The organism is Mucilaginibacter gossypii (genome assembly GCF_017569325.2).
GTDB classification, from domain to species: Bacteria; Bacteroidota; Bacteroidia; order Sphingobacteriales; family Sphingobacteriaceae; genus Mucilaginibacter; species Mucilaginibacter gossypii.
Genome location: NZ_CP071878.2, coordinates 7,119,435 through 7,130,765, shown reverse-complemented (window position 1 = coordinate 7,130,765; position 11,331 = coordinate 7,119,435). Strand labels below are relative to the sequence as shown.

Below are 11,331 nucleotides of genomic sequence, written 5' to 3'. Positions count from 1 at the left end.
TTAGTCAGAAGTCGTAAGTCAGAAAGTTGGGGCACCTCTAAAATCGTCTTCACCATGAAACATCAACTATGACCTAAACCGCTACGAAGCAGGATATCTCCGTCGTAACAAAGCATAAAACTTATCGGCTGTTGATGCTTTACTTTCCCAGTTGTTTTTAACTACGTAGTTTGTTTTCAGGAAGCGTTCGGCTTCTTCAAAGGTGTTAAAACGGTTTACTATCTCAATAGCTTCACTATAGGCCAGGCTGTAACCATTAAACAGATCTTTTATATAAAGCAGCTTATCATTCAGGTTTATGGCCGATTTAAGATCGGTAACCGGCAGTTCGGCAGTGGTACTTGCCGCGTTGTTCGCTTTCTCGGCCTTTTGGGCCATCATCCTTTGATTAAAGGTCAGTACCTGCTGGCTGCTACCTGTATCTGCCGAAGGAGCTGTAGCAACAACAGGCTCTGCTGCGGGTTTTACGGGCTCAATTACCGGCACGGGCTTTGGCTGTTCGGCTATGGGTATTACTTCCACCGGCTTTTCGGGAAGTTCACCAATCAGCTCTTCCTGCTCAAACCTGTCAGCTTCATCATCCCAGGTATCAGCCTCGTTTAAATTTAGTTCAAAGCTGCTTCCTTCAGGAATTTCCTGTTGAAATGAATAAGTATCTGTATCTTTTTCGGCAGCGATATTTATTTGCGGTTCGGGTGTTTCCTTTATTTCGGGCGCGGGGTTGATCACTTCTATTTTTACCGGGTTAAACGGCACCGGGGCCGGTGGTTCAGCATCGCTGGTAAGTTCTATCTTATCAACCGGCACAGGGACGTGCTGTTGTACTACCGGTTCAAAAAAGCGCTGCTCATGCAAAGCTTCCTCCTTTGCAGGCGGAGGTGTTGCCGGCACCGGAGCGGGAGGCAACACCAGGGTCACCGGTGTATGTTCTTCAGCTGCAGGCTGGTTTTTTTCTGCAAGCAGTGCAGGAGCTGCCGCGCGCTCGTTGATGCGGCGCAGTATTTCGGCATGGTCTTTTAAAAAATGGGCATTGGCTACAAAAAGTTCTAATTCAAGCTCGTTAAGTTCGCTGGGATCAGCTGCAAGGTAGTCGTATTGATCATTAAGCTCTTTTAAAATCCCACCTATCTTTTTAAATACATCCATTTGCTTCATGGCCTCAATGTTAGGAAAATGCTTACCAAAAATAGGATTAAATTCTGATATTTGCCGACTATAAAAGTCATAAATGGTATATCACGAAGAGGTTTTCAGGCGTAAAAGCGAAGTAGGCGGCAGTATTGAGGTTATCTGCGGATCAATGTTCTCGGGCAAAACCGAAGAGCTGATCAGGAGGCTTAACCGTGCCCGCATTGCCAAGCTTAAGGTTGAGATTTTTAGCCCTAAAGCCGATACCCGTTATGGCGAGGATGCCATCATTTCGCACAATGCCAGCAAAATAACTTCTACCCCGGTTGATAGCGCTTCGGCTATTTTACTGCTGGCCAGCGATGCCCATGTAATAGGTGTTGATGAAGCGCAATTTTTTGACGATGAACTCCCCGAGGTATGTACCGTACTGGCCAACCGCGGCGTACGCGTAATTGTAGCCGGTTTGGATATGGATTTTAAGGGCCGGCCATTTGGCTCAATGCCCAACATTATGGCCATTGCCGAATCGGTAACCAAGCTGCAGGCCGTTTGCGTAAGGTGCGGCAACCCGGCCCAATACTCGTACCGCCTGGTACATGATAATTCAAAAATATTATTAGGCGAGAAGGAAAGCTATGAGCCCCGCTGCCGGGCATGCTATAATACCGTTGCGGGTTAACATTTAATTAAATAATATATTTTTTTATTTAATACTATAACTAAAACAAATACCGGGTATTTGTTTGTTATGTACTTAAACACAGCAGCTTCAAAAAGAAGCTGCTTTAATAAAGTATAAAGCAATCAAGTTTATGGCCAAAAAGGTTTTAGTTATAGAGGACGATAAAGATATTCGCGATACCGTGGTGTATGTATTGGAGGAAGAAGGTTACGAAGTAATACAATCCGACAATGCCCGAATCCTGCGTACCCTGACTACTATTAACCCCGACCTTATTTTGCTTGATAACTGGCTTACCGATTGGAGCAGTGACGCCAACGGGCAACAGCTAAGTAAAAGCATAAAAGACAATCCGGCTACCAGCCACATCCCCGTGATCATTATTTCGGCCGTGAGCAATATCAAAGAAATTGCCAAAGCCGGTAACGCCGATGGGTACCTGGCCAAGCCATTTGATCTGACATCACTTTCAGAGATCGTAAAAAAGCATATCAAGTAAGTAATCCTTATCAGTATAAATAAAACGGCCCTCCATTAATTTGAAGGGCCGTTTTGTTAGGCCTCACCTAAATCCGCTCCAAAAGAAGAGGACTTTTGAAGAAATGCCGTTGAACACTTTAAGCACTCCCCCTCTCTTGAGAGGTTTTGGAGCCCGGGCTATATTTTCACGCCAAACCCAATATTAAACGTACGCCCGTCGGCCGGTAAAATGCCCGGTCCGGGGTACATGTTAATACGGCGTGTAAAATATTTAGCGTTAAATAAGTTGTTCACACTGGCTGTGAGATGGTAGTTTTTTAGAAAACCATAATTGAAAGCCCAGTCGAACAAATGATACGCGGGCACTATGCCGGTAGCGCCTGTGGCATTAAAAGTAGTATTATTGGCATCACTAAAGCTTTTCCCTACATAGCTGTATTGCAGTGTGCTGCTTACATGGCCGCTTAAAAACGTTAAACCTGCACGGTCTATCCAATCGGGAGTGCCTTCCAGGTTGTTATCCTTCAAACTTACATTTTTACCATTTTGATTGATAGAACCACTGGTGTAACGACCATGCGTGTACGATAGCGAATTGAACACACGGAGATCACTCACCGAAGATTTATCAAACGGGCGGATCAGCGAAACTTCGGTAAAGGCCTCAATACCTTTAGCCACGCCATTACCAATGTTGGTCATGTAAAGATGGGTTACGTTATTGGCATCAGTTTGGGTTAATGTACCTGCCCTGTTTCCGTAGTAAACGTAAAAAGCATTAACATCAAAACTAAATACTGTGCTGATATGGCCGCGGTAACCCAGGTCGGCATCATAACCTTTGCTGTCCTTGATGTTCGGATCGATAATGGTCAACTGATCTGCCGGGGTAACGGCAGCATAAATATAAGGGCGGTAAGCCTGTGAAATATTACCGTAAAGCTGGTTTCCGCCGGCAAACTGGTATTGCAAACCAGTACCAAACAGCGGAAAGTTGCGATTATCCTTATAGCTTACAGGCACCGTACGGTTTACAATAACACCCGAAGTAGTGGTATTGATCTGCTCAAAACGCACACCGGGGGTAACTGTAAATGCCCGCGTTACCTGGAACATATTTTCGGCAAAGGCTGCATAGTTTAAAGTATGCAATCTCAGGTCGATGCCATAATCTTTAACCAGGCGCAGGTCAAAATCAGATGCTGCCGTGCCTGTGCCTTTTTGCTTACGTTTGGTAGTTTCTTCAAAATACCTTATACCTGCGGTAAACGAGCTGCTGAGATTACCGAGTTTGTACGTATGCAGCAAGCGGGCTTCGGTAGTGAAACCGGCATAATAATCACGGTCGACCTGGCGCGGATTAAACGTTTTCAAACTTGTATTAACTGTATCAGGTATATTGGCCGTGTTAATGAACTGCACACTATTACGCTGACCAAACAGTACATGCGAGGTAACTTCCAGCCTGGTATTTTTATCAAACCGGTAATTGAACAACAATGCCGGGACATTAATTTCAGGATTAAAAAAATTACGCGCACGGGTCGACTGACGATTGTTTGCTTCAAATTGTGCGTCGGTTAAACCACCGGCTATTTGCTGCCTGTAGTCTGATCTTGAAAACTGGAAAGCGATGCTACCCTGATCATTAAACTGGTATTTGAGGCTGGCGTAGTAAGCGCGGGAGTTAAAAGCGGCATCAGGCCGCCAGCCATCGCCGGTGCGGGCGCTGTAAAAAGCATAATAACTAACCTTGCCCGCTTTGCCGCCAATGGCGTTATACGAATTGAAAAACCTGTTTGAGCCGGCCGATTGTTCGCTTTCAAAACCCAGCACCTTAGTGCTATCGCCTTCTTTAAGTTTGAAGTTAACCATGCCGCCAAACTGGCTGCCAAATTGTAATGCCGCCGAACCGCGCACTATCTGAATTTCGCTTACCGCCTGGAATGGCACATTATAATGATTTTCGGGATAGCCAAACATATCCGAGTTGGTATTATAGCCATTTTGCCTGATGTTGGTTTCGATAGAGCGGTGGGTGTCCGTACCCCGGGTACCGATATTGAGCTGTAAACCGGCACCGTCCATCTCCCAGATGTTAACGCCGGGAATTTTTGCAAAGGTCATACGGGCATTATTATTAGCCAAGTTTGCTTTTCCGGCGTCAAGAAAAATATCAAAGGTTTTTTTTCCGGCAAAAATGTTGGTACCGGATACATTGGGCAAATGTTTTGGCCTGCTTTCTTTAATAATAACACTGTCAAGTTGCAGGGTATCTTTAACGCTTTTATGCTGTGCCCGGGCAAAGCCCGCGCAACATATAAATAGCACGGGTATTGAGATTTTATAAAGGGGATTCATTTATTCAAATAAAAAGATTTTGGGGGATGCTGCTCAGGCACAATAATGATGAACGGGCAATGCATACGCGCAGCGTATTGCAGGCATATCAATACAAGTCATCAAGATTGAGGGAACAAGTTAATTACCGGATATAATTTAGGCAAGCGCCATTTCCGGAGGCCGACCGCCGACAGATACAACAGCGTCAGGCATACTGATATAGATAAATGTGCCGGGAGGCTGAATAGGCTCTGCCGGTTTTATAAAAGCGTATGAAATTTCAGGGTAATTATATTTAGCGTCGCTACCCAATTTTTTTTCTGATGATTCATGTGTGCGTTTGCTGATAGGTTTACTATATAGCTTTTTAGCGCAGATCACATTTTCATTCAGCAACCTGGTAGTTTCATAGTTGGGGATGCACTGCACATACAGCGTATCGCGGGTAACCCTTAGTTTTACATAGTTGTACGAAACACCATCCAACTGTAACTGCCCCGAAACATTCACATAGCTGTCCCAATCATGTATAAAGGGTAGGTTTTGGCCGATCTTAATTTCAATGAGATCGCGCGTATCATATTTACCCCTGGCAATTTGCCGGGCAATTACTTTGTTTGATCTGTTAAAAAAATATTGATTAAGCGCCATGTATCCCAGCAAATTGAGCATGTGGGTAACTAACATTACAATGGCGAAGATCTTTTTCAATCAATAATCATTCTAAACAACAGCAATGCTACACAAATTTTAGGGATATAATAGGTCTTATATTAAAAAAAATAAACTTAAAGTAATTAATTCTGAATGCTTTTGGGAGTTTTATTTATTTTTATTTGGATTTATTCTAAATAACGTATTTCTTTGTTGTTGTTAATACACTATGCGCAAAATAGGAAGCCGCAAGCCCATTAACAATAATTGATTATTAATGCTTAAAATATAAAGTCCTGTTCTGTAGTTTAATTGTTTATATCAAACATTTAATCAGCAGAGCAGGCACCAATTCATTTTTAATTACCGGAATTTATGTGCGATGCTAAAATACTCAGCCAAAAGGGAACATCGGTAGTAAGCCGTTGCTCCGAATGCCAATGCCTATTTATATGGCACCATAACCTGATCCTTAGCTTTACACCCGATCAATTTATCCAGTTTAAAAATTTCGCTATCGATCTTGATTTCGGTGATCATTCTTTCCCATTTCCCGACGGACAAGAGCGCGTGGTGATGCGTACGCCGGTCAACGATATCCAGCTTACCTTTACTGTTGATGAATGGGAAGACTTTCATGTTGCGATGGATGAAGCCATTTACATGCAGGAGATTTATGCACTGGTTGATGGCGGTAAATAAATCTCCGGAATTATTGTAATTATATAGCTGAAATTAGAATACACAAAGCCAAAAGTTAATTTAGCTGAATAAATTAACAGATTCTACATAAAATAAATCCCTTGGCCTGGAGAAAATCTACATCCCGGTTAAAGATTGCGTTACCATAATACAATAACTACCCTGCAAAATGAAAGATATCCCTGTACACCAGCTACATGAACGATCAAACATAGGTTTTGAAATCAGGCACTTTGAAAGCGGCGAAGATTCAAAAAAAGTGCCGATGGGCGCCCATCGCGACGATCATTACCTGTTTTTTTTGATTGAAAATGGATCAGCATCACTGATGATAGATTTTAACGAGGTTCATTTTTGCGAAAACACATTTTATTATATTCTGCCGGGACAGGTACATCACCGGATAAATAATGCACTTGCCGGCGGCTGGTATGTAGCCATCGATACGCAGCACATCCCGTCCGACTTTCGAAATATATTTGAAAACCAGCTTTTTTTGCAACAGCCTTATCAGCTCAACGATATTGAATTAAAGCAATACCAGCAGCTCCTTTGCCTGTTGCGCGAAAAAAATAGCGAAGATGATAACAGCGCTTTCTTTTTGCCGGTTTTGCAATCGCTCATACAGTCATTTACCGGCATGGCAGCAGCCACTTTCAGTAATGTTTATACGCCCGAAAAGCAGCTTTCAAGGCCGGCCCAAATTTCACATCAGTTTAAAAAGTTGTTGTTGAGGCATGTGCGCACAATTAAAGGCCCTTCGGCATACGCGGGTATGCTTAATGTTTCCGAATCATATCTTAACGAGGTTTTAAAGAAAACCACCGGTTTCCCGGTAAGTTACTGGATAACTCAGGAAGTAATGCTGGAAGCAAAAAGATTACTGTATTACAGCGGCCTCAACGTAAAGGAGATTGCGCATGCACTGGGCTATGATGACCATACCTATTTTTCCCGGCTGTTTAAAAAAGCTGCATGCATTACCCCACTTGAGTTCAGGGACAAACACCGTAAATAATCCAATATTTACCCCGAAATTACTATTTCAGGAGGCTAAAATTCAATGTTTCTTTGTAGTATCAAAACACTACACCATGGAAACATCCACTCTTCATAAATTAAAAAGAAAGGCTGGCAGCTTGTTTGAAAACCAACTTTTACAAAACGGCAGGGTGCTTGAAGTAAGGCACTGGGAGCCGTCGACCATGATTGAGATTGACCTGCATTTACCACAGGCCGATATGCAAAACTGGCACGAAATACCCTACATAAAAATAAAAGTTGATAACCTCACCTATCGCGATTATACCCCAGCCGGCTGGGATGCCGAAACCAGCACCTGCACTCTGTATGTTGATGCTGCTCATAGCGGCCCCGGCAGTAAATGGGCTAAACAACTTCAAAAAAACGATACCGTACGCTATTTAAAAATCCGTTCTACCCGGCACGCACCGGCCGGCACCCCGGCGATAATAGGCCTTGGCGATGAAAGCAGCATGGGGCATATGCTGGCCTTACAGCAAATGGTATTACCCGCAACGCGTTTTTCGGGCGCTATAGTTATGGCGGATGAAAATCACAGGGGTTTGTTTGGAGAATATTTCAAATCGCCCTTAAAGCCTATTGAACGTAATGATGTATACGGCCACCACAGCCTCATCCAGTGGGTAATGGAACAACAGTATAACCTGGAACACTCGGTATTTTACATTGCCGGCAACCATACCATGGTAGGCGAATTACGTAAATTATTAAAACTGCAGGGGTACCCGTCAAGCCAGATCAGGATACAGGGTTTTTGGTCGTAGAAGCTTGTTTAAAAGTGCTTCTCCCTTACCGGAAACTCGTTCACCGACATTTTATGCCGTTTCACCTAAAATAACTGTTAAACAATGAGCTAACGGCACATCTTTGCGGCAAATAACATTATCATGAAAACATTTTACAATCCACTTATAGCTGTGATGATCTCCCTGCAGGAGCATACGGTAATCCTTATCCAGGCACTGGCTAACCTGATCAGTTGATATATTCATCTGCCGATGAAAAACAAAGCCGCTTTGCAATCTTGCAAAGCGGCTTTTTAATATTGAAAATTTATTTAAAACCTCAATTAGTCGACTATTTTAATTTTGACGTTTGTTCCATTGGGTAGATCTTTAATTTGCTCACCAATAATACCGGTTAATTTGAAATGAATTTTAACATCGACAGGCTTAATATCCCTCCTTCGCTTTCTTTATTATTTACTACTCAAATTTTACCGACGATATCACTTTTTTACCAGCATTTCTCCGATATTTTACCGCTATTCACCGATAACCGTACTTGCTTCGCCTAATAAACCTAACGGCAGGGTGCCTTTTGTGTGCAATTTTGGATCACTAAACAACAACAAATAAATGCCATGAAAACTTTACTTGCAATTCAATTGATCCATTTAGTTATGAAAGCCGCGGAACATGCCGTTGTTATCGTTCACTCTATCGGTCATTTAATAAAATAATGTCCCGGCACCCCGAGGGATGGTTCTTTCACCTTTGATAAATCAATAACCCAAAACGCATGTTATCTTAAAAAGGTACAGCGTATGAAAAAAGGAGATGAAGTAACCTGGAAATGGGGAAAATCCCAAGCTGAAGGCCATATCGTTAAAAAGCATGATAAGCCGGTAAGTAAAACTATAAAAGGCGCAAAAGTTAAACGCAACGCCAGCAAACGAGAGCCCGCTTATGAAATTGAACAGAAAAACGGCAGCAAAGTGCTGAAATCTGAAAGTGAATTAAAGGCTCCCTGATTGGAGGAACTTTTGCAAAGGGTATTGCAAGCCTGGATGATAATCATTCGGGCTTTTTTTGTGCGTTGAGTCGCTTAAATCCCTGGCCTCTGAATTCGAATGATATTAGGTGTGGAGGGCTTGTCATCCTGAGTGTTTAAATCCGGAGGCCTCTGAAGGTGAAATGACAAAAGATGGCCTGTCAGTCTGAGCCTGTCGAAGACTCGCGCGCAGAGGCCTGCCCACCATGCTTCGACGGGCTACCCATGACACCCTTTTTTGATCTTCCAATCCGTATTCACCGTAAAAATTCTGTAGTTCGCCGAAAAACTCATGGTTATTTCATGAATGTGGTGCATTTTTACCCTATGACAAAACAACCTATCATCACTGTAAACAACCTGGTAAAAAACTATAGCGATTTTGCAGCCGTTAAAGGCATTAGTTTTGAAGTTTACGAAGGCGAGATCTTCGGCCTGCTTGGCCCCAACGGTGCCGGTAAAACCACTACCCTCGAAATTATTGAAACCCTTCGCGATAAAACGTCCGGCAGCATCATTGTTGATGGCTTCGACATTGAAACCGATGCCGACAGCATCAAAAAACGCATAGGCGTACAGTTACAAGCCGCCGGTTATTACCCCAACCTCAACCTGTCGGAGTTGATCGTACTGTTTTCGGGCCTGTACGGTATCGACAAAACACCGATGGAGATGCTGGAAAAAGTTGCCCTTACCGATAAAGCAAAGGCTAAATATAAAGACCTTTCCGGAGGGCAAAAACAGCGTTTTTCTATTGCCACTACATTAATCAATAACCCGAGGATCATATTTCTGGATGAGCCCACAACCGGCCTCGACCCGCAGGCCCGCCGTAACCTTTGGGATTTGATCCGCGAGATCCGCGACCAGGGAACCACTGTAGTAATCACTACCCACTATATGGATGAAGCCGAAGTACTATGCGACCGTGTCGCCTTTGTCGACGGCGGCTACATCATCGGTATTGACACCCCCGACCATTTTATCGACGAGCTTGTAGCCACAGGCTTTGAACGCAAAAAGCAGGTAAAACTGGCCAACCTGGAGGATGTATTCATTAATTTAACCGGCAAGGAATGGCGGGAAGGATAACCCCCCAGCCCCCTGAAGGGGGAGCCAGTATGCAGTTTTGAGTTTGCAGTTAGCAATATAAAAAACTCCCCGACCTATTGATACCCACAGGCAAAATGACTAAATGACCTAATGACGCCTAATGGCACATGACATAAAAGGATGAACAATAAATACAGCAATACAAAAGCAACCCTGGCCATTGCCAAAGCCAGTTTCCGGTCGATATTACGCAGCCCTTCGGCGGTGGTGTTTACACTGGCTTTCCCCTTGATATTTATCATTGTTTTTGCCAATATTGGGGGTGGCGGTATGTCGATAGATGTGGGCGTAGCCAAAGGCAGCGATACATCCGCCAATAACCCGGTTTACACTGCGCTTAAAAAAAACAAGATCATGCACCTTATCCATGATCAAACAGCTGATGAAATGAGCAAAAACCTGGCAAAAGGTAACCTTGATGCAATACTTGATCTTAAACCTTTTGCTCCACCAGCGTCAATGACCGTTCATGTACAGTACAGCCAGGCATCGGGCGATAAAGGAAGTGTATTAAAATCAGCCCTGAACAACATTTTTTATCGTATCCAGTCGGAAGAATTGAAACGCATTCAGTCGTACACTACAGTTAAAGTCCCCAACCTGATCGACCTGAAAGAAGAAACCATAAGCGGCCGCCCATATAAATACATCGATTTTATTTTACCCGGCCAACTGGGCTTTTCACTGTTGAGCAGTGGTGTTTTTGGTACTGCATTCGTGTTCCTGAGTTTACGGTTAACATTGGTTATCAAACGCTTTTTTGCTACCCCGGTTAAACGTTACAGCATTGTTTTGGGCGAGGCTATTGCGAGGCTGGCCTTTTCCCTGTTAGGTTCGTTATTTATTATACTGGTTGGGCATTACATGTTTGGTTTTACGCTGATCCACGGCGTAACAACTGTACTAAATATGCTGGTACTGTCAGCCATAGGGCTGATCATTTTCATGGGCTTTGGTTTTACCGTATCAGGTATTGCTAAAAACGAAAGTTCGGTGCCGCCGCTTTCCAATATTATCACATTGCCGCAGTTCCTGCTTTCGGGCACTTTTTTTTCCATCACCGCCTTCCCGAATTGGCTGCAGTATATCAGCAAGGTATTACCGCTAACCCATTTAAACGATGCTATGCGTAAAGTGGCTTTTGAGGGCGCGGGCTTAGGTGACGTTACACACCAGTTACTGATTCTTTTTGCCTGGTTTGTCGGAATCTATGCGGTGGCCGTAAAAACTTTTAAGTGGGAATAGCGGGAAAGCTGCAGGATTTTTAGAAATAAGAATCAGGAATTTAAGATTTATATTGCCCCCGCCCCCTTACTTTATCCCTATGAATTGCAAATGCAGCCTTACGAATTTTTTTAAACGTATGTCTTTACAATAAGCCTCAATATAAATCCTTAACATTATGTTAA

At 43.4% G+C, this 11,331-nt stretch carries 11 protein-coding genes; 8 read left to right on the top strand and 3 right to left on the bottom strand.

Annotation, left to right across the window (positions count from 1 at the left end; all coding sequences use genetic code 11):
- Nucleotides 1-81: 81 nt before the first annotated feature.
- Nucleotides 82-1,155 (bottom strand): DUF8457 domain-containing protein, encoded by a 1,074-nt coding sequence (locus J3L18_RS30790; protein ID WP_129569097.1) that lies wholly within the window; start codon nt 1,153-1,155, stop codon nt 82-84.
- 73 nt (nt 1,156-1,228) lie between these two features.
- On the opposite strand from J3L18_RS30790, the gene J3L18_RS30785 reads away from it, so the two are divergent.
- Both J3L18_RS30785 and J3L18_RS30780 read left to right on the top strand, forming a co-directional pair.
- Nucleotides 1,229-1,810, top strand: a complete 582-nt coding sequence (locus tag J3L18_RS30785) for a thymidine kinase (protein ID WP_090528965.1) — start codon at nt 1,229-1,231, stop codon at nt 1,808-1,810.
- A gap of 133 nt (nt 1,811-1,943) precedes the next feature.
- Entirely contained in the window at nt 1,944-2,312 is a 369-nt protein-coding gene (locus tag J3L18_RS30780; protein WP_112652732.1) for a response regulator, read from the top strand.
- Nucleotides 2,313-2,470: 158 nt separating this feature from the next.
- On the opposite strand, the gene J3L18_RS30775 is transcribed toward J3L18_RS30780, so the two are convergent.
- Together J3L18_RS30775 and J3L18_RS30770 are read right to left on the bottom strand one after the other, a co-directional pair.
- Nucleotides 2,471-4,654: a TonB-dependent receptor family protein gene (locus J3L18_RS30775; RefSeq protein WP_129569098.1), complete on the bottom strand. Its 2,184-nt coding sequence runs from the start codon at nt 4,652-4,654 to the stop codon at nt 2,471-2,473.
- Between the two features lie 138 nt (nt 4,655-4,792).
- The gene (locus J3L18_RS30770; protein ID WP_129569099.1) at nt 4,793-5,347 is read right to left on the bottom strand and encodes a hypothetical protein; all 555 of its coding nucleotides are present in this window, start codon (nt 5,345-5,347) and stop codon (nt 4,793-4,795) included.
- Between the two features lie 318 nt (nt 5,348-5,665).
- On the opposite strand from J3L18_RS30770, the gene J3L18_RS30765 reads away from it, so the two are divergent.
- From J3L18_RS30765 to J3L18_RS30740, 6 genes are all read left to right on the top strand, one after another.
- Nucleotides 5,666-5,992, top strand: coding sequence for a DUF6686 family protein (locus J3L18_RS30765; protein ID WP_090528970.1), 327 nt, complete (start codon nt 5,666-5,668; stop codon nt 5,990-5,992).
- A gap of 169 nt (nt 5,993-6,161) precedes the next feature.
- Complete coding sequence (locus J3L18_RS30760; RefSeq protein WP_129569100.1) at nt 6,162-7,010, top strand: helix-turn-helix domain-containing protein; 849 nt, start codon at nt 6,162-6,164, stop codon at nt 7,008-7,010.
- A gap of 76 nt (nt 7,011-7,086) precedes the next feature.
- The gene (locus J3L18_RS30755) at nt 7,087-7,800 is read left to right on the top strand and encodes an SIP domain-containing protein (RefSeq protein WP_189549174.1); all 714 of its coding nucleotides are present in this window, start codon (nt 7,087-7,089) and stop codon (nt 7,798-7,800) included.
- A 782-nt stretch (nt 7,801-8,582) separates the two neighbouring features.
- Nucleotides 8,583-8,789 (top strand): hypervirulence associated TUDOR domain-containing protein, encoded by a 207-nt coding sequence (locus J3L18_RS30750; RefSeq protein WP_129569102.1) that lies wholly within the window; start codon nt 8,583-8,585, stop codon nt 8,787-8,789.
- 347 nt (nt 8,790-9,136) lie between these two features.
- Nucleotides 9,137-9,901: an ABC transporter ATP-binding protein gene (locus tag J3L18_RS30745; protein ID WP_129569103.1), complete on the top strand. Its 765-nt coding sequence runs from the start codon at nt 9,137-9,139 to the stop codon at nt 9,899-9,901.
- A gap of 141 nt (nt 9,902-10,042) precedes the next feature.
- Nucleotides 10,043-11,167, top strand: coding sequence for an ABC transporter permease (locus J3L18_RS30740; protein ID WP_129569104.1), 1,125 nt, complete (start codon nt 10,043-10,045; stop codon nt 11,165-11,167).
- The last annotated feature ends 164 nt before the right edge of the window (nt 11,168-11,331 follow it).